General features: G+C 66.0%; 17 protein-coding genes. 4 read left to right on the forward strand and 13 right to left on the reverse strand.

Going from position 1 to position 17,638, the window contains the following annotated elements:
* Window positions 1-3: 3 nt before the first annotated feature.
* Together AB3347_RS04905 and AB3347_RS04910 are read left to right on the forward strand one after the other, a co-directional pair.
* Window positions 4-744, forward strand: a complete 741-nt coding sequence (locus tag AB3347_RS04905) for a lysophospholipid acyltransferase family protein (protein ID WP_369090665.1) — start codon at window positions 4-6, stop codon at window positions 742-744.
* Window positions 745-788: 44 nt separating this feature from the next.
* Window positions 789-1,691: a M48 family metallopeptidase gene (locus AB3347_RS04910; RefSeq protein ID WP_369090666.1), complete on the forward strand. Its 903-nt coding sequence runs from the start codon at window positions 789-791 to the stop codon at window positions 1,689-1,691.
* A gap of 153 nt (window positions 1,692-1,844) precedes the next feature.
* Here AB3347_RS04910 and AB3347_RS04915 read toward each other — a convergent pair whose 3' ends face one another.
* The 6 genes from AB3347_RS04915 to AB3347_RS04940 form a co-directional block, all read right to left on the reverse strand.
* A complete protein-coding gene (locus AB3347_RS04915; RefSeq protein ID WP_369090667.1) occupies window positions 1,845-2,417 on the reverse strand; it encodes a YcxB family protein in 573 nt (190 codons plus the stop codon).
* 50 nt (window positions 2,418-2,467) lie between these two features.
* Complete coding sequence (waaA, locus tag AB3347_RS04920; RefSeq protein WP_369090668.1) at window positions 2,468-3,736, reverse strand: lipid IV(A) 3-deoxy-D-manno-octulosonic acid transferase; 1,269 nt, start codon at window positions 3,734-3,736, stop codon at window positions 2,468-2,470.
* Window positions 3,733-4,713 carry a lipopolysaccharide heptosyltransferase I gene (gene waaC / locus AB3347_RS04925; protein ID WP_369090669.1) on the reverse strand — a complete coding sequence of 327 codons (981 nt, stop codon included), beginning with the start codon at window positions 4,711-4,713 and terminating at the stop codon, window positions 3,733-3,735. The genes waaA and waaC overlap by 4 nt, the downstream gene beginning before the upstream one ends.
* 10 nt (window positions 4,714-4,723) lie before the next feature.
* Window positions 4,724-6,106: a phosphomannomutase/phosphoglucomutase gene (locus AB3347_RS04930; RefSeq protein WP_369091067.1), complete on the reverse strand. Its 1,383-nt coding sequence runs from the start codon at window positions 6,104-6,106 to the stop codon at window positions 4,724-4,726.
* A gap of 242 nt (window positions 6,107-6,348) precedes the next feature.
* Window positions 6,349-6,681, reverse strand: a complete 333-nt coding sequence (locus AB3347_RS04935; RefSeq protein WP_369091068.1) for an H-NS family nucleoid-associated regulatory protein — start codon at window positions 6,679-6,681, stop codon at window positions 6,349-6,351.
* A gap of 193 nt (window positions 6,682-6,874) precedes the next feature.
* On the reverse strand, window positions 6,875-7,975 hold the full coding sequence (locus AB3347_RS04940; protein WP_369090670.1) for a glycosyltransferase family 4 protein: 1,101 nt from the start codon (window positions 7,973-7,975) through the stop codon (window positions 6,875-6,877).
* Between the two features lie 311 nt (window positions 7,976-8,286).
* Between AB3347_RS04940 and AB3347_RS04945 the strand changes: the two genes are divergently transcribed.
* Window positions 8,287-9,144, forward strand: coding sequence for a symmetrical bis(5'-nucleosyl)-tetraphosphatase (locus AB3347_RS04945; protein ID WP_369090671.1), 858 nt, complete (start codon window positions 8,287-8,289; stop codon window positions 9,142-9,144).
* A 149-nt stretch (window positions 9,145-9,293) separates the two neighbouring features.
* On the opposite strand, the gene ilvD is transcribed toward AB3347_RS04945, so the two are convergent.
* The 7 genes from ilvD to AB3347_RS04980 all read right to left on the reverse strand — a co-directional run bounded on the left by ilvD (window position 9,294) and on the right by AB3347_RS04980 (window position 15,874).
* Entirely contained in the window at window positions 9,294-11,156 is a 1,863-nt protein-coding gene (ilvD, locus tag AB3347_RS04950; RefSeq protein WP_369090672.1) for a dihydroxy-acid dehydratase, read from the reverse strand.
* A 94-nt stretch (window positions 11,157-11,250) separates the two neighbouring features.
* Window positions 11,251-11,979: a lysophospholipid acyltransferase family protein gene (locus tag AB3347_RS04955; protein WP_369090673.1), complete on the reverse strand. Its 729-nt coding sequence runs from the start codon at window positions 11,977-11,979 to the stop codon at window positions 11,251-11,253.
* Between the two features lie 64 nt (window positions 11,980-12,043).
* Window positions 12,044-13,324 (reverse strand): dihydroorotase, encoded by a 1,281-nt coding sequence (locus AB3347_RS04960; protein ID WP_369090674.1) that lies wholly within the window; start codon window positions 13,322-13,324, stop codon window positions 12,044-12,046.
* An 11-nt stretch (window positions 13,325-13,335) separates the two neighbouring features.
* Entirely contained in the window at window positions 13,336-14,313 is a 978-nt protein-coding gene (locus tag AB3347_RS04965) for an aspartate carbamoyltransferase catalytic subunit (protein WP_369090675.1), read from the reverse strand.
* 2 nt (window positions 14,314-14,315) lie between these two features.
* Window positions 14,316-14,852, reverse strand: coding sequence for a bifunctional pyr operon transcriptional regulator/uracil phosphoribosyltransferase PyrR (pyrR, locus tag AB3347_RS04970; RefSeq protein WP_369090676.1), 537 nt, complete (start codon window positions 14,850-14,852; stop codon window positions 14,316-14,318).
* 5 nt (window positions 14,853-14,857) lie between these two features.
* On the reverse strand, window positions 14,858-15,241 hold the full coding sequence (gene ruvX / locus AB3347_RS04975; protein WP_369090677.1) for a Holliday junction resolvase RuvX: 384 nt from the start codon (window positions 15,239-15,241) through the stop codon (window positions 14,858-14,860).
* Between the two features lie 18 nt (window positions 15,242-15,259).
* On the reverse strand, window positions 15,260-15,874 hold the full coding sequence (locus AB3347_RS04980) for a YqgE/AlgH family protein (RefSeq protein ID WP_369090678.1): 615 nt from the start codon (window positions 15,872-15,874) through the stop codon (window positions 15,260-15,262).
* Between the two features lie 286 nt (window positions 15,875-16,160).
* Between AB3347_RS04980 and AB3347_RS04985 the strand changes: the two genes are divergently transcribed.
* A complete protein-coding gene (locus AB3347_RS04985; RefSeq protein WP_369090679.1) occupies window positions 16,161-17,612 on the forward strand; it encodes a deoxyribodipyrimidine photo-lyase in 1,452 nt (483 codons plus the stop codon).
* Window positions 17,613-17,638 lie beyond the last annotated feature (26 nt).

Raw genomic sequence — 17,638 nt, forward strand, 5'->3', positions numbered from 1 at the left:
CCTTTGCGTAATTTCAGCCTGTTCCTGCGTTCCCTGCTCTTTACGATCGTGATGATCGTGGCCACCGTGGTGTGGGCCTGCGTCTGCTTCCTGGCGGCGCCCCTGCCCTACAACAAGCGCTTCTGGGTGACCTCGCGCTGGAACGTCTTCATCATCTGGTGCGCAAAAGTCATCTGCGGTATCCGTTACCAGTTCAAGGGCTACGAGAACCTGCCCGACGCGCCGGCCATCGTCCTGTCGAAGCACCAGTCGGCGTGGGAGACCATCTTCCTGCTGCCCAACCTCACCCGCCCGCTGGTCTACGTCTTCAAGAAAGAGATCCTGTATATCCCCTTCTTCGGCTGGGGCATGGCGCTGTTGCGCATGATCCCGATCGACCGCAAGCAGGGCAAGAACGCGTTCTCCCACGTGGTCCGGCACGGCAAGCGCAGGCTGGCCGACGGCCAGTGGATCATCATGTTCCCCGAAGGGACGCGCATCCCGGTGGGCCAGAAGGGCAAGTACAAGAGCGGCGGCACGCGCCTTGCTGTCGAAACCCAAACGGTGGTCGTCCCGATCGCGCATAATTCAGGTGAGTGCTGGCCGAAGAATTCGTTCATCAAGCGTCCCGGCCTGATCACGGTCTCGATCGGCAAACCGATTTCGCCGGAAAACCACACACCCGACAGCATGATGCAAGAGGTCGAAAATTGGATAGAATCCGAAATGCGCGTTATCTCGCCCCACGTCTACAGAGGTGGCTGAGCGACGTCAGCGCCCAGATCAGGAATTCGAAACCGCAGCACGACATGAGCTCCACCAAGATCGACGGGCACCAGCTGGAACTGTTTGCACAGGATTTTTTCGCGGCGCTCAGGCCCTCGGATAAACCCGCGTCGCCCTCGCAGCCTCTCTTCAAGGCGCCGCCTCCGGCGCCGCGCCACCTGATACCCGTCCCTCCGGTCGCCGAGGGCGAGCCGCCGCTCAAGCGCATCGTGCTCGGCGCCCACACCATCGATTACGCCCTGCGCCGCTCGACGCGCCGCTCGATCGGCTTCATGATCGACGACGACGGCCTGCGCGTCACCGCGCCGCGCCGCTGCACCCAGGCCGACATCGACAACGCGATCCGCGCCAAGCAGCGCTGGATCCTCACCAAGCTGCTCGAACGCGGCGAGCGCCGCGTCCTGCGCCAGGAACGTGCGCCGCTCGAATGGAAGGACGGCGCGCGCCTGCCCTACCTGGGCGGCGAGATCACGCTGCGCCTGGAAGACGCCGCGCGCAGCCACTGCCAGTTCGACGTGGACAATCGCGAACTGTGGATCGGCGTGGTGCCCGGGCTGTCGGAATGGCAGCTCAAGGAGCGCGTCAAGCTGTGGTTCCAGGCCGAGGCCAAGAAGCTGTTCAAGGAGCGCCTGGAGTTCTTCGCGCCGCAGCTGAACGTGAACTACCGTGCCTTCGCGCTGTCGTCGGCGGGCACGCGCTGGGGCTCGTGCACGATCGACGGGAATATCCGGCTGAACTGGCGCCTGGTCCACTATCCGCCCTCGCTGGTGGACTACGTGGTGGTGCACGAACTGGCGCACCTGCGCGAAATGAACCACAGCCCGCGTTTCTGGGCGACCGTGGCCGAGGCGTATCCGGATTACGACGGGGCGCGGCTGGCGCTCAAGAAGCGTTCGCTGGAGATGCCGGTGCTGTTCGCGGATTGACCCGCGGCCTTGCATTCGTCGTGAATCGTAGGGTGGGCGGGTCTCCCGCCCACGCGTTCAGCCGGCCTCACGATCATCTGGCACGAGAGCGGAGCTGATAACGCTCAGCGCGTGGGCGTCATTCCGGGCATTGCCCGAAATTACCCTGCCACCCTACAGAAGCGAATCTCTCCTGGCGGCCGCCAGTTCCTTCATCGCCCCCATCTGCGCATCGGACAAAGCCCGGTATGGAATCGGCAAGGTGCCGCGCTTGAGCACCATCATGAAGCCGCGCGTATAGGTGCGCACGCCGATCACGTCTTCCCAGCCGATCAGGGTTACGCCCCCGCTGCTGCGCACGATGCCGTGCTGGTCGATGGTGAATTCGTAGGTGCGGCGGCCGCGCCCCAGCATGACGAAATGGAGGGCCGCGCCCAGCGTGCTCTTGAGGCGCAGGTAGAAGCTGGCCGGCCAGCGGATGCGCCGGCGGCGGATGAGGAAACCGCCGTGCTGCCACATGAAGCTGACGTATTCGCCCAGCGTGTAGCGCACGAAAAAATGCAGTTCGGATAAGGGCACTGGAGGGGCGGCGGATACGCTGGCCGCCGGTACAGCAACCGGACCATCTGCCGTACCGGCGCCGGCATGCATATGCATGGGCAGCACCTTGTCGTCGGCCTGCTGCTGGACCAGCGTGGCAACGGGTTTACGACTGTTGACCGGTCTCGGGTGATTAAACGACAACATTGCGCATCCCCTGGTTATTATCCGAGCTCGAAACGGAATGGTAACAAAACCTACCGGATAAGTCGTCGCAGGAGTTCAACAGTGCGCAGGGTGGCGCCGCGGTGGCGGCCCGCGAACGCGAGCGCGTGCGCGCCCATGCCGGCGCGTGCGCCCTCGTCCTCGAGCAGGCGCAGCGCCGCCGCCATCAGGGCGCCGGCGTCGGGCACGCGCAGGGCCGCGCCGCTTGCTACCGCTTCCTCGGTCGCCTGGGCGAAATTGAAGGTGTGCTCGCCCACCAGCACCGGCTTGCCGAGCGCGCAGGCCTCGATCAGGTTCTGGCCGCCCAGCGGCATCAGGCTGCCGCCGATGAAGGCGCAGTCGCAGGCGGCGTAATAGGCGAACATCTCGCCCATCGAATCTCCCAGCAGGACGTCGGCATTGCCGATGCCATGCTCGAGCCGCGAACGGCGCTGCACCGCCAGGCCGCGCGCCGCGGCCAGCTTCTCGACCTCGTCGAAACGCTGCGGGTGGCGCGGCACGATGGCCAGCAAGGCCGCGGGCGGCTTGTCGGCCTCGCGCTGCCAGGCGTCCAGGATCAGCGCCTCTTCGCCTTCGCGCGTGCTGGCGCACAGGAATACGGGACGCCCACCGAACTGCCCACGCAGCCAGGCGCCCTTCTCCAGCGCGGCCTGCGGCGGCACCACGTCGAACTTGATGCTGCCGGTGACCTCGACCCGCGGCGCGCCGAGCGAGCGGATGCGCGCGGCGTCCGCCTCGGTCTGGGCCGCCACCAGGCCGATGGCGCCTGCCGCGTCGCGCATCAGGGCGCCCATCTTGCGACCGCGCCGCAAGGAGCGTTCCGACAGGCGCGCGTTCACCAGCGCCACCGGCACCCCGGCCGACGCGCAGCCGGCGATCAGGTTCGGCCACACCTCGGTCTCCATCAGGATGCACACGCGCGGCTGGAACCGGCGCAGGAAGCGCCCCACCATGAAGCCGGTGTCGTACGGCAGGTAGGACTGCACCAGGCGCTCGCCATGGTGGCCGAACAGCGACTTGCCGGTGGCGCGGCCGGTCGGCGTCATGTGGGTGAGCAGGATGCGGGAATCGGGATAGGCCGCGAGCAGCGCCTCGACCAGCGGTTCGCTAGCGCGGGTCTCGCCGACCGACACCGCATGCACCCACAGGGTCGGGCGCGCCGACGCGGCGGCGCCGGGAAAGCCGAGCCGCTCGGCCCAGTGGGCGCGGTAGCCGGGCTCCTTGCGGCCGCGCCACCACAGGCGTGCGAGCACCAGCGGCAGCGCCAGCCACCAGGCCAGCGAATACGGCCAACGATTCACGCGGCCTCCAGCAGGCGGCGCGCGGCGGCGATGACCTCGGGCGCGGACGGCGGCGTGCCCAGGTCGCCGAGATTGACGATCTTGTCCGACCAGTTGCCCTCGGTCTTCCACTTCGGCGAATCGCAATAGATCTCGACCGTGGGGCGGACGAAGGCGGCGGCGATGTGGGTCAGGCCGGTGTCCACGCCCACGGCCAGGCGCGCATGCCGGGCCAGGGCGACGGCGTCCATCATCGACAGTTTCGGCAGCACGCGCGCGTTCGGCAGGCCGGCGGCGAGCTGCTCCGCTTCCTGCAGTTCGCCCGGCGAGCCCCAGGGCAGCAGCACCGGCATCGGCGCCAGCGCCCGTCCAAGTTCGATCCAGTTCGCGCGCGACCACTTCTTGGCTTCGCGCGCGGTGCCGTGGAAGAACACGGCGTAGTCTTCAGGCGGCAGGAAAGCCGGGCGCGAATCCGCTTGCGGCGCCGGCAGGCCGAAATCGGGCGGATAGTCGACCGCATAGCCGAGCGCCGCCCCGGCCACCATGCGGCCCCGCGCCACCGCATGGGTACGTGGGTTCAGGGGAATGCTGTCGGTATGGAAGATGCGCGAGATGCCTTCGTAGCCGGAGCCCTCGCTGCCGTTGGCCAGGCCGACCTTCCTGCCGCCCTTGCGCACGCGCGCGGCGCCCATGATGATGCCGGTCTTGAGCAGGCCCTGGGTGTCGAACACATAGTCGTACGCTTCCTCGCGCAAGGTAGAGAAGAAGGCCTTGATCTCGGCCCGGGTCTCGGGCTTGCCGAGGCTCTTGCGCCAGCGCCGCAGCGCCCACGGGATGATCTTGCGTACGTGCGGGTTCAGGCGCACCAGGCTGGTGTAGCCCTCTTCGACCACCCAGTCGATGGTCGCATCCGGATGGTGGCGCAGGATGTCGGCCACCATCGGCAGGTTGTGCAGCACGTCGCCCAGCGACGACACGCGCACCAGCAGGATCTTCAAGCGCAGGTCCTCAGAACGGCAGTTCGGCGTCCGGCTTGGCGGCCAGGATCACCTGCTTGAACTCGGCCTGGATGCGCGCCAGGGCTTCCGGGTTCTCGCCCTCGAAACGCAGCACCACCACCGGGGTCGTGTTCGAGGAACGGGCCAGGCCGAAACCGTCCGGGTATTCCACGCGCAGGCCGTCGATGCCGTTGATCTTCTCGGAAGTCGGGAAGGTGGCGTTGGCGCGCAGGCTGTCGATCAGGGTGAAGTTCTCGCCTTCCTTCAGGTGCAGGTGCAGCTCCGGGGTGCTGCTGGCGATCGGCAGGCTGTTCAGCAGTTTCGACGGATCGGCTTCCTTGGTCAGGATCTCGAGCATGCGCGCGCCGGCGTACAGGCCGTCGTCGAAGCCGTACCAGCGGTCCTTGAAGAAGATGTGGCCGCTCATTTCGCCGCCCAGCGGGGCGCCGGTTTCCTTCAGCTTGGCCTTGACCAGCGAGTGGCCGGTCTTCCACATCAGCGGCTTGCCGCCGGCCTTCTCGATCCAGGGCGCGAGGTGGCGGGTGCACTTGACGTCGTACAGGATCTCGGCGCCCGGGTTGCGCGACAGGACGTCGCTGGCGAACAGCATCATCTGGCGGTCCGGGAAAATGATCTGGCCGTCCTTGGTGACGATGCCGAGGCGGTCGCCGTCGCCGTCGAAGGCCAGGCCGATCTCGGCGTCGGTGTCCTGCAGTGCCTTGATGAGGTCCTGCAGGTTTTCCGGGTGCGCCGGGTCCGGGTGGTGATTCGGGAAGTGGCCGTCCACCTCGCAGAACAGTTCGACCACTTCGCAACCCATGCCGCGATACAGGTCGCCGGCGAAGGCGCCGGCCACGCCGTTGCCGCAGTCGACCGCGATCTTGATCGGGCGCGCGATCTTGACGTCGCCGACGATGCGCTCGACGTAGGCGGCGCGGATGTCATGGGTGGCGTAGCCGCCGCGCTGTTCGGCGACCTTGCCGTCATACGCTGCGATGCTGTCGTGCAGGGCCAGGATGGCGTCGCCGTAAATGGCCTCGCCCGCCATCACCATCTTGAAACCGTTGTAGTCCGGCGGATTGTGGCTGCCGGTGACCATGATGCCCGAACGGGTATCGAGCACGTTGGTGGCGAAGTAGACCATCGGGGTGGCGACCATGCCGAGGTCGATCACGTCCACGCCGGCGTCGCGCAGGCCTTCGCCCAGCGCCGCGGTCAGGCCCGGGCCCGACAGGCGGCCGTCGCGGCCGATCACGACCTTGCGCTCTCCCTTCGCCAGGGCGGCGGCGCCGAATGCGCGGCCGATGTGGCGAGCGATGCCTTCGTCCAGCGTCTTGTCGATGACGCCGCGAATGTCATAAGCCTTGAAGATCGTTTTCGAGAGAGCAACCATGGTGTCCTTGGAAAGCTGGGGCGCGGGCATGCGGAAGCAGCCGGGAGGACGCGGCCAAGCAGAGCCGGGCGTCGGCGCCGAATTATCGGGATAACAATTAAGGAAGCACGTAAAACGTGCCTACTTAGAGGAATGACAAATGCGAGTATTGTAGCGGCAAGCGGCGTCCTGTGGGAATCGGACGGACCGCTTGCGCAGGTGCACTGATTGCTTCAGCCCGGCTCAGCCGGCCGGGAAAGGGCTCAGACGCGCAGCTTGTCGAGCGACTTGCCGCCCTCGACCCATTCCTTGACCCATTTCGGTTGGCGGCCACGGCCGGTCCACTGCTGCGAAGCATTGTCCGGATGGCGATAACGCACGGCCACGGTATTGCCCTTGGTCGCATTGCCTTTGGACGCGGCGCCGCGGCCACCGGTTGCCAGCAGATCCTTGAGGGGCACGCCCACGCTTTGCGCGATCGCCAGAATCTGTTCGCGCGCCTTTTGCACTTCTTGTGCTTCGCGCGCTTTCATTTCCTGCTTGATTTGTTCTTGCAGGTTGCGCAAATCGCCTACGGACATATTAGACAGGTCCATCTTATTCCCTCGTGAATGAAAGGTTGAAACCAGAGCGCCCAACAAAACGCTCAGTGCAGACTTGTATCGTGTTGCCATGGCAGTGTACTGCTGCGGCGATACTCCTGCGCTGAACGCTTTGTCAGACGCTCTAATGTTTGAAACAGCAAGGCGAGATACTCACCAAATGTCGCAATATACTAACATTAATATCTTAATTTCGCTTTTTCTTCTGAAGAAAAAGCCAGCGTGGCGACTTAAATCGAACAATACGCGCATATAACCAGAGGTAACTGATTATAAACAACAAACTGAAGAAGATGAGCACACCCGTGTTTTTCCAGAACACGGTCGCGGGAATGACGGCCATCAGGGAAAACAGCCATAAATAAGGCGAGGTGCGCGCGTTCCGTTTCATCAGCGCGCGCGCTTCGCGTGGCCCCACCGTCCATTGCACGATACGCCGGAATATCAAACTGTGCAGATGAATTCCGTCGGGCAGTGCCGGTGATTTACCGCGCACGAACATGCGGCGGTAAGCGGAGAATATGGTTTCGAATGCGGGGTATATCAGCAGCAGCGCGGCATACCAGGTGGACACGCCGGGATTGCGCATCACCAGCAGCAGCGCGAGCTCGCCCAGCATGAAGCCGATGAAGTAGGCGCCGCCGTCGCCGAGGAAGATCAGGCCCACCGGATAATTCCAGATCAGGAAACCGGCGGCGGCCCCGGCCACCATCAGCGCGGTCACCAGCACGAACATGTCGTTCACCTGCAGCGCCACGTAGGACAGCGACAGCAGCATGCAAATGCTGACCATGCTGGCCAGGCCATTGAAGCCGTCGATGATATTCACCGCATTCGCGATGCCCGCCACCGCCAGCACGGTGAGCGGCAGCACGATCCAGTTCAATTGCAGCGGCAGCACGCCCCAGGGCATGTCGAGGCGCACCAGTTTCGCGCCGAGCAGGTAATACGCGAATAAGGCGGCGAGCATCGTGAGCAGCAGCCGGCGCGCCGGTGAAACGCGGCCGGTATAGTCTTCGACGATACCGCCCGCCATGGCAATGCATGCGCATCCGAGCAAATGCGCGAGCCACGGCCCGAGCGATGGTTCGCGCATTGTCGAAATGGCGGCGGTGATGACGACCGCGAGATAGATCGGCACACCGCCGATGCGCGCGACAAGATGGGTATGGAACTTTTGCACCCCGCCATAATCGGCGTCGAGCGCAGTGCCATTGCGCTTCGCATACTTAATCACGAGCAGGGTCAGCAGCGCGCAGCATACGAAACTGACGAAAAAGGAGAACATTAATTATTCTTTCGGTGCACAGTGTGAGTCGTTTCCGCAGGCGACTCCGCGGAAAAACCACGGCACTCTTATCGTTGGAATGGTGGCCCATTGTACCGGAATAGATGAGGCGTCCCGGCCCCAAAATGCGATTCTGCAGGGCGTCGTTCGACTGGATCAAATGGGTGCAAGTTCCATTGTTCGGTCTCCCGCTTTGCTGCGATCCCGGGTGCTCTTAATGCGAGCCCTGCGTCGCTGCGCAAAATCATTTAGTATCCGCAAATGCACGCGGTCCTCCAGCCGTCCACCCGCACCACTTCGATAAGAACAACATGAGAACCTACGCCATCGGCGACCTGCAGGGCTGCGCCCACGAAGCCCGACTCCTCATCGAGCGCATCAACGACGATGCGCGACAACACGGACCGGCGCAGCCGCGCATCCTGTTCGTCGGCGACCTGATCAACCGCGGTCCGGATTCGCTCACCGCGCTGCGCCGCATGAAGGCGCTCACCGAGGTGAATCCCGGCCGCGTCGAAGCGCTGCTCGGCAACCACGACCTGCACCTGATCGCGGTGGCCGTGGGCGCGCAGCGCGCCAGCCGCTCCGACACGCTCGACGAGATCCTGGCCGCGTCCGACCGCGACGACTTGATCCAGTGGCTGCGCCGGCGCCCGCTGGCGATGTTCGTCGACGCGCACCTGCTGGTGCACGCCGGCGTCGCCCCCCAGTGGGACGCGGCGCAGACGATGGCGCTGGCGCACGAGGTCGAAAGCGTCCTGCGCGGCGAGGGCTGGATCGATTTCCTCGGCCAGATGTACGGGAACGAGCCGAACCAGTGGGACGACAGCCTGACGGGCATCGCGCGCCTGCGCTGCATCGTCAACGCGCTTACCCGCATGCGCCTGTGCGCGCCGGACGGCAGCATGGATTTCCAGCACAAGGAAAGCGAAAGCGGACCGGAAGGGTCCGGCCTGGTGCCGTGGTTCGACCTGCCGCAGCGGCGTACCTGCGACGTGACCGTGGTGTTCGGACACTGGTCGGCGCTGGGCCTGGTGCTGCGCCCCAACCTGGTGGGGCTCGACAGCGGCTGCGTGTGGGGCGGAAAGCTGACCGCGGTGTGCCTGGACGACCGCTCGCTGCTGCAGGTGGATTGTCCCGAGTACCGGGAGCACAGCGGTAAAAAGTAATCCGGCCGCGTTTCGGTTTTCGTAGGGTGGGCAGGTTCCCTGCCCACGCGTTCAACCAAGGGTTGAGCAGCCGTCTCGTTTTCTCAACATCCGGTTGAACGCGTGGGCGGGAGACCCGCCCACCCTACCGGTTCGTAGCCAAATGAACCTCAGCGTTTCAGCTGACTGAGATCGCGCACCGCGCCCCGGTCCGCCGAGGTCGTCAGCGCCGCGTAGGCCTGCAGCGCCTGCGACACATAGCGCTCGCGCGCCACCGGCTTCCACGCGTCAACGCCGCGCTCCTCCATCTTCCCGCGCCGGTGCGCCAGCTCTTCGAAGCTCACCCGCAGGTTGATGGTGCGCGCCGGGATGTCGATGTCGATCATGTCGCCCTCTTCCACCAGGCCGATCGCCCCGCCTTCGGCCGCTTCCGGCGAGGCATGGCCGATCACCAGGCCCGATGAGCCGCCCGAGAAGCGCCCGTCGGTGAACAGCGCGCAGGCTTTTCCCAAGCCCTTGGACTTGATGTACGAGGTCGGGTACAGCATTTCCTGCATGCCCGGCCCGCCCTTCGGGCCTTCGTAGCGGATGATGACGACGTCGCCGGCGTGGACCGTGTCGCCGAGGATGCCTTCCACCGCCGCGTCCTGGCTCTCGAACACGCGCGCCTTGCCCGAGAACTTCAGGATGCTCTCGTCCACGCCCGCGGTTTTCACGATGCAGCCCTTCTCGGCGATGTTCCCGTACAGGACCGCCAGGCCGCCGTCCTGCGAATAGGCGTGTTCGCGGTCGCGGATGCAGCCATTGCTGCGGTCCAGGTCGTTCGCATCGAAGCGCTCGGCCTGCGAGAACGCCACCTGGGTCGGCACGCCGCCCGGCGCCGCGCGGAACAGCTGGTGCACTGCCGGGTCGTCGCTGCGCTTGATGTCGTACTTCTCGATCGCTGCTCCCATGCTCGGGCTATGCACGGTGGCTTGCTCCGTATCGAGCAGGCCGGCGCGCGCCAGTTCGCCCAGGATCGACACGATGCCGCCGGCGCGGTGCACGTCCTCGATGTGGTACTTGTCGGTCATCGGCGCCACCTTGCACAGGCAGGGCACCTTGCGCGAGATGCGGTCGATGTCGGCCATGGTGAAGTCCACGCCGGCCTCGTGCGCCGCCGCCAACAGGTGCAGCACGGTGTTGGTCGAGCCGCCCATCGAGACGTCCAGCGCCATCGCGTTTTCGAATGCCGCCTTGGTGGCGATCGAGCGCGGCAGCACCGAGTAGTCGTCCTGCTCGTAGTGGCGCTTGGCGACTTCCACGATCAGGCGGCCGGCGCGCAGGAACAGTTCCTTGCGGTCGGCATGGGTGGCGACGATGGTGCCGTTGCCCGGCAGGGACAGGCCCAGCGCCTCGGTCAGGCAGTTCATCGAGTTCGCCGTGAACATGCCCGAGCACGAGCCGCAGGTCGGGCAGGCCGAGCGCTCGATCTCGGCCACGTCGGCGTCCGACACCGTGCTGTCGCCGGCCTTGATCATGGCGTCGACCAGGTCCAGCTTGATGACCTTGCGATCATTATTGACGACCTTGACCACCTTGCCCGCCTCCATCGGGCCGCCCGAGACGAACACCACCGGAATGTTCAGGCGCATCGCGGCCATCAGCATGCCCGGGGTGATCTTGTCGCAGTTCGAGATGCACACCATGGCGTCGGCGCAGTGGGCGTTGACCATGTACTCGACCGAGTCGGCGATCAGGTCGCGCGAAGGCAGCGAGTACAGCATGCCGCCGTGGCCCATGGCGATGCCGTCGTCCACCGCGATGGTGTTGAATTCCTTGGCGACGCCGCCGGCCGCTTCGATCGCGCGCGCGACCAGCTGGCCCAAATCCTTCAGGTGCACGTGGCCGGGCACGAACTGGGTGAAGGAGTTGACCACCGCGATGATCGGCTTCTCGAAGTCGCCGTCCTTCATGCCGGTGGCGCGCCACAGGGCACGGGCGCCGGCCATATTGCGGCCCTGGGTGGTGGTGCGGGAACGGTAAGTCGGCATGGTGGTCTCCTCGAGCGGCCAAACAGGCAAAGCACCAGCCTGCCCTGCCGGCTGTGAGTTGTCCAATATATGATTCATTACCCTGTGATACTTTTTAGGTATCACGGCGGAGCGCGGCGCCGACCGCGTCCTGCGCGGCTTGCGCCAGCTCGCGGCGGTGCGCGCCCAGCGCCTCGATCGGCGCCAGGGGCAGCAAGCGCGCAATCACCGGCTCGCCCTCGAGGATGGCGAACAGGCTGTCCACGAAGGTGGTGTCGCCGGTGTAGTCCACCGAGCGATGGAAGTTGCCGCGCGCGTCGACGTAGGACAGCGCATAGGGCTGCACCGCCACTTTGGCGTCGATGGCGGCCTCGAACAGGTTGGCGTGGAAGGGCAGCACCTCCCCCTGCATGGAGGTGGTGCCTTCCGGGAAGAAGGCGACGCGCTGGCCCTCCTGCAAGACCGTGACCAGGCCCTTGAAGATGTGGCGCAGCTCGCGCCGGTTGCCGCGCGCGATGAATACCGTGCCGGCGGCGGCCGCCAGCCAGCCGAGCACCGGCCAGGCGCGGATCTCGGCCTTGGCCACGAAGCGGCAAGGGTGGAGCGCATTGATGACGAAGATGTCGAGCCAGGACACGTGGTTGGCGACGATTAGCGCGTGCGCGAGCGCCGGGGCGCCGTCGACCTGCTCGACGCTCACGCGGCACAGGCCGAGCAGCTTGCGCGACCAGCGCCGCGTCAGGCGCTCGCGGGTGGCGCCGGAGGCCAGCGGAAACACCAGCGCGCAGGTCGCCAGGCCCGCCAGCAGGTGGACCATGACGCGCGCCAGGCGCAGGGATCGCATCAAACGCGGCCGGATCTTCACAGGGCGAAGAAATCGATGCGGGCGCGCGGCGCGCCCGCCCCCATTACCGCTGGAACGCCACGCGGCCGCGCACGACGGTCGCGCGCACCTGCCCGGCCAGCTCGTAGCCGAGGAAAGGCGTGTGCTTGCCCTGGCTGGCCAGGGCCTTGCGCTCGACCTTCCAGCGCGCGTCCGGATCGAACACCACCACGTCGGCCGCGGCGCCGACCGACAGGGTGCCGGCCGGCAGGCCGGCGATGCGCGCCGGGTCGGCCGTCACCTTGGCCAGCGCCAGCGCCAGCGCGTCCTTGCTGCGCTGCTCTTCGGCCCACTTCAGGCTCAGGGACAGCAGCAGTTCCAGGCCGGTCGCGCCCGGGGTGGCTTCGGCGAAAGGCAGTAGCTTCTCGTCCTCGTCCACCGGGGTGTGGTCCGAGCAAATCGCATCCACCGTGCCGTCCAGCAGCGCGTTGCGGATCGCATCGCGGTCGCGCTGGCCGCGCAGCGGCGGGTTGAAGCGCGCGTTGGGGTCGAAGAAGCCGATGTCGGCGTCGATCATGTGCAGGTGGTGGGCGCCGACGTCGCAGCTGACCGGCAGGCCTCCCTTCTTGGCCTCGGCCACCAGCGCCAGGCCGGCTGCCGAGGACATGCGGCACAGGTGCACGCGCGCGCCGGTGGCGCGCACCAGTTCGAAGATGGTGTGCAGGGCGATGGTCTCGGACATGACCGGCACGCCGGACAGGCCCAGGCGCGATGCCAGCGGGCCGCTGTGGGCCACGCCGCCGCGGCCGATGTGGGCGTCCTGCGGACGCAGCCACACGGTGTAGCCGAAAGTCTTGGCGTACTGCATGGCGCGCAGCAGCACGGTGGTGTCCAGCACGGGCACCTCGGCCTGCGAGAAGCCGATGCAGCCGGCTTCGGTCAGCTCGGCCATTTCGGTCAGCGCCTGGCCCTTCAGGCCCATGGTCAGCGCGCCCAGCGGATGCACGTTGGCCTGGTTCAGGATGCGCGCGCGGTGCTTGAGCATTTCCACCAGGCCCGGCTCGTCCAGCACCGGGTCGGTGTCCGGCGGGCACACCAGGGTGGTCACCCCGCCCTGCATCGCCGCCTGCATTTCCGATTCCAGCGTCGCCTTGTATTCGTAGCCCGGCTCGCGCAGGCGCGCGGACAGGTCGACCAGGCCCGGCGCGACCACCAGGCCGGCGGCGTCGATGGTCTGGTCGGCGCTGAAGCCGTCCGGGGCGCTGCCGAGGGCGGCGATGACGCCGTCGGCGATGTACAGGTCCGCTACCTGGTCGATGCCGTTTGCCGGGTCGATCACTCGCCCGTTCTTGATATGTAAGTTCATCCGTGCGAAGTTCACGCCCTGCCTCCCGCCAAAATACTCATCACTGCCATGCGTACCGCAATGCCGAAGGTCACCTGCGGCAGGATCACCGCCTGGCTGCCGTCGGCCACCGCCGAATCGATCTCGACGCCGCGGTTCATCGGACCCGGGTGCATCACGATCGCGTCCGGCTTGGCCAGCGCGAGACGCTCCGGGGTCAGTCCGTAGCTCTTGAAGTATTCCTGCGCCGACGGCAGCAGCGCGCCGCTCATGCGTTCGTTCTGCAGGCGCAGCATGATGATGACGTCGACGTCCTTCAGGCCCTCGTCCATGTTGGTGAAGGTGCGCACGCCCATCTCGGCCAGGCCGCCCGGCAGCAGGGTGTGCGGGCCGATGGCGCGCACTTCCGGCACGCCCAGCGTGGTCAGCGCGTGGATGTCCGAACGCGCCACGCGGCTGTGCAGGATGTCGCCGACGATCGCCACCCGCAGGTTGGTGAAGTCTTTCTTGTAGTGGCGGATCGTGTACATGTCGAGCAGGCCCTGGGTCGGGTGCGCGTGGCGGCCGTCGCCGGCGTTCACCACGTGGACGTGCGACTGCCCGGTCTCGATCAGGTGCTTGGCGATCAGGTAGGGCGCGCCCGACTGCGCGTGGCGCACCACGAACATGTCGGCGTGCATGGCCGACAGGTTGTCGATGGTGTCCAGCAGCGACTCGCCCTTGCTGGCCGAGGATGCCTGGATGTTCAGGTTGATCACGTCGGCCGACAGGCGCTTGGCCGCGATCTCGAAGGTGGTGCGGGTGCGGGTGCTGTTTTCGAAGAACAGGTTGAACACGCTCTTGCCGCGCATTAGCGGCACCTTCTTGACCTCGCGGTCGGAGATGCCCACGAAGCTCGACGCGGTGTCGAGGATGTGGTTGATGATCGACTTGGGCAGGCCTTCGATGGTGAGCAGGTGCTGCAGCTCGCCGTTCTTGTTCAGTTGCGGGTTGGTAAACAGTTTCGGCATAATCAATGGGACGCGGCAGGGTCGGCGGAGTCTTCTTCAATGGTCAGCGACAGCTGGCCGGCGTCGTCGCGCTGCAGGCACAGCGACTGGTTCGGCGCCAGCTCGGCGCGGGTGCCGACATAGTCGGGCGCCACCGGCAGTTCGCGTCCGCCGCGGTCGGCCAGGGCCGCTAGGCGGATGCAGCTCGGACGGCCGTAGTCGAACAGCACGTTGATCGCCGCGCGCACGGTGCGGCCGGTCTGCAGCACGTCGTCCACCAGCACGACCGTGGCGCCGTCCACCGGGAAGCGGATGTGAGTCGGCTTCACGTCCGGGTGCAGGCCCTTCCTGGCATAGTCGTCGCGGTAGAACGAGACGTCGATGGTGCCGAAGCGGCCAGTCAGGTCGAGGTCGCGCGCGAGGCGCTCGGCCAGCCAGGCGCCGCCCGAATGGATGCCGACGATGGCGGCGTCGCGCACCCCGTCGAGGCCGGCACGGACCTGGCCCAGCAGTTCGCGGTACAGCGCCTCCGCGTCATACGCTTGATTAGATGTTGGCATGTGAGTCAATGAGCGTCAAAGTATTGTTGCAAAATGATGGCGGCCGCCTTGGCGTCGATGATCTCGCCGCGCTTTTGCGGAATGACGGCGGAGGAATAGCGCTCGTCGACGAGTTCGACGGGCAGATTGAAGCGGCCGTGGAGCTGGTTGGCGAAGCGCCGGCTGCGCAGGGTCATGTCGTGCTCGGCGCCGTCGGGATGGCGCGGCTCGCCCACGACGAGGCGGGCCGGCTTCCATTCATTGATGAGGTCGCTGATGACCTGGAAACGGGTGGCGTTGTCGACGGCCTTGATGACCGTCAACGGTTGGGCTTGCCCGGTGAGGGTGTTGCCCATGGCAATGCCGATGCGTTTGACACCGAAGTCAAAACCAAAAACGATGTCGACCATCAGGGTTCGAAGCCCCCCTTATGCATGGCCGGCTTCAGTCGCTAACATCAAAGGATCGATCCCCAGCAGTTTGATGGCGGCGGTATGGCGTTCTTCGATCGGCAGGTCGAACAGCACGCGCGGGTCGGCGGCCACGGTGAGCCAGCCGTTGCGCGACAGTTCTTCCTCGAGCTGTCCCGGGCTCCAGCCGGCATAGCCGATCGACACCAGCATGCGGGCCGGACCGGCGCCGCTGGCGACGGCTTCGAGCACGTCGATCGAGGTGGTGAAGGCGACGTCGTCGGTGACGGTAAGCGAGGACGAGTAGCGTCCGCCCGGCGAGTGCAGCACGAAGCCGCGGTCGTCCTGCACCGGGCCGCCGAACATGATCGGCTGCTCCACCACCGAGGAGCGCAGCCCCGGCGCCAGTTTCAGGTCGACGCGGTCGAACAGCACTTCCATCGTCATGTCGGTCGGCTTGTTGATGACCACGCCGAGCACGCCCTTTTCGTTGTGCTCGCAGACGTAGACGACGGTGCCGCCGAAGATCGGGTCCTGGATCGAGGGCATCGCGATCAGGAAATGGTTGGCAAGGTTGAGCCCGGAGGCTACGGGGCCGATCTTACCGAGCGTTTCGTCGTGTTCCGGTGGCATGCCGGGCATCGGTAGAGTGCTGCCAACTTTGCTTTTTTTCATACGCTTACTCTCACTTGGGCTCACTCTGGTGAAGGACCGTAACCGGCCGCGAAGTGTCCACAAAACAACATTACGCTTTTCGATAGTTTACACCGAATCGGCGTGGAACCCACGAAAGCGCCCCGGTTCAGACTTTCCGACTCCCTGTTCCGACCCGGCTCTGTCCCGCCCGAAGCGACACGGGAACCGTTAGGAAGAATCCTACCCAGTAAAATCGGCCGCCATCTTGACCCTGCACACAATGATGAATATGAGCAATTCTTTGGTCTGGTTCCGGCGCGACTTGCGGGCATTCGACCATGCGGCCCTGCACCAGGCTTTGACGTCGTCCAATTGTGTGTACTGCGTTTTCGTGTATGACAGCGAGATTCTCGACCCGCTGCCGCGCGACGACCGCCGTGTGCGGTTCATCCACGCCTGCCTGGCCAGCCTCGACGCCGAGCTACGCCGGCTCGGCGGGTATCTGATCGTGCGGCAGGGCCGCCCTCTTGAAGTGGTCCCGGCACTCGCCACCGAATTGGGTGTCGACGCGGTGCTCGTATGTGCCGATTATGAACCCGACGCGACGGAACGCGACGCACGGATGAAAGCCCGGCTTGCCGCACAGGGTCAGAAATTTCTGAGCTTCAAGGATCAGGTCATCTTCGAGCAGGACGAGGTGCGGACGCTGGCCGGCGGCGCGTTCTCGGTGTTCACGCCCTACAAGAATGCCTGGCTCAAGCGCCTGGCCAGCATGCCGGAAACGCTGGCGGCCTGGCCGGTCGATCCGTATGCGCAGGCCTTCGCACCGCCGCCGGGGCCGCCGGCCCTTCCCTCGCTCGCGGAGATCGGCTTCGACGCGGGCGAGCCGCCGCTGCCGGCCGGGATGGAGGGCGCGCAGGCGCTGTTCGAGGACTTCATCGAGCGCATGGCGGATTACGGCCGGGCGCGCGATTTCCCGGCCGAAGACGGCAGCTCGCGCCTGTCGGCCCACCTGCGCTTCGGCACCACCTCGATCCGCCACCTGGTGCGCACGGCGCGCCAGATGATGGAAACCGGCGCCGGCGGCGCGGGCGCCGCCGTGTGGCTGTCGGAACTCATCTGGCGCGATTTCTATTCGATGATCCTGGCGTGCAATCCGCAGGTCGTCACGCAATCGTTCAAGCCGGCCTTCGATGCCCTGGCCTGGGAGAGCGGCGCGCAGGCCGACGCGCTGTTCGACGCCTGGTGCGAGGGCCGCACCGGCTACCCGCTGGTGGACGCGGCCATGGCCCAGCTGAACCGCACCGGCTTCATGCACAACCGGCTGCGCATGGTGAGCGCGAGCTTCCTCACCAAGGACCTCGGCATCGACTGGCGCCGCGGGGAACGCTATTTCGCGCTCAAGCTCAACGACTACGACCTGGCCTCGAACAACGGCGGCTGGCAGTGGGCGGCTTCGACCGGCTGCGATGCCCAGCCGTGGTTCAGGATCTTCAATCCGGTGGCGCAGTCGCGGCGTTTCGATGCGCAGGGCGAGTTCATCCGGGAGTGGCTGCCGGTGCTGGGGCGCTTGAGTGCCAGGGAGATCCATGCGCCCTGGCTGGTGGATGCCCGGGTGCTGGCGGAGAAAGGCGTGGTGCTGGGGCGGGATTATCCGCTGCCGGTGGTCGAGCACGACGTGGCGCGCAAACGGACGCTCGAGCGGTTTGCGGTGGTGAAGAAGGCCAGCGGCTAAGTATGCAAGTGGGTTCCGGCCTGCGC

The organism is Massilia sp. X63 (assembly GCF_041023745.1).
Classification (GTDB): Bacteria; Pseudomonadota; Gammaproteobacteria; order Burkholderiales; family Burkholderiaceae_D; genus Telluria.

Excerpts from the sequence above, each read along its gene's own strand:
- AB3347_RS04985 (WP_369090679.1), top strand. The coding sequence starts at position 16,161 with ATGAATATGAGCAATTCTTTGGTCTGGTTCCGGCGCGACTTGCGGGCA.
- pyrR (WP_369090676.1), bottom strand. The coding sequence starts at position 14,852 with ATGCCAACATCTAATCAAGCGTATGACGCGGAGGCGCTGTACCGCGAA.
- AB3347_RS04940 (WP_369090670.1), bottom strand. The coding sequence starts at position 7,975 with ATGTTCTCCTTTTTCGTCAGTTTCGTATGCTGCGCGCTGCTGACCCTG.
- AB3347_RS04945 (WP_369090671.1), top strand. The coding sequence starts at position 8,287 with ATGAGAACCTACGCCATCGGCGACCTGCAGGGCTGCGCCCACGAAGCC.
- AB3347_RS04965 (WP_369090675.1), bottom strand. The coding sequence starts at position 14,313 with ATGCCGAAACTGTTTACCAACCCGCAACTGAACAAGAACGGCGAGCTG.
- AB3347_RS04955 (WP_369090673.1), bottom strand. The coding sequence starts at position 11,979 with ATGCGATCCCTGCGCCTGGCGCGCGTCATGGTCCACCTGCTGGCGGGC.
- AB3347_RS04935 (WP_369091068.1), bottom strand. The coding sequence starts at position 6,681 with ATGGACCTGTCTAATATGTCCGTAGGCGATTTGCGCAACCTGCAAGAA.
- ilvD (WP_369090672.1), bottom strand. The coding sequence starts at position 11,156 with ATGCCGACTTACCGTTCCCGCACCACCACCCAGGGCCGCAATATGGCC.
- ruvX (WP_369090677.1), bottom strand. The coding sequence starts at position 15,241 with ATGGTCGACATCGTTTTTGGTTTTGACTTCGGTGTCAAACGCATCGGC.
- AB3347_RS04910 (WP_369090666.1), top strand. The coding sequence starts at position 789 with ATGAGCTCCACCAAGATCGACGGGCACCAGCTGGAACTGTTTGCACAG.
- AB3347_RS04930 (WP_369091067.1), bottom strand. The coding sequence starts at position 6,106 with ATGGTTGCTCTCTCGAAAACGATCTTCAAGGCTTATGACATTCGCGGC.
- AB3347_RS04960 (WP_369090674.1), bottom strand. The coding sequence starts at position 13,324 with ATGAACTTACATATCAAGAACGGGCGAGTGATCGACCCGGCAAACGGC.
- AB3347_RS04980 (WP_369090678.1), bottom strand. The coding sequence starts at position 15,874 with ATGCCACCGGAACACGACGAAACGCTCGGTAAGATCGGCCCCGTAGCC.
- AB3347_RS04915 (WP_369090667.1), bottom strand. The coding sequence starts at position 2,417 with ATGTTGTCGTTTAATCACCCGAGACCGGTCAACAGTCGTAAACCCGTT.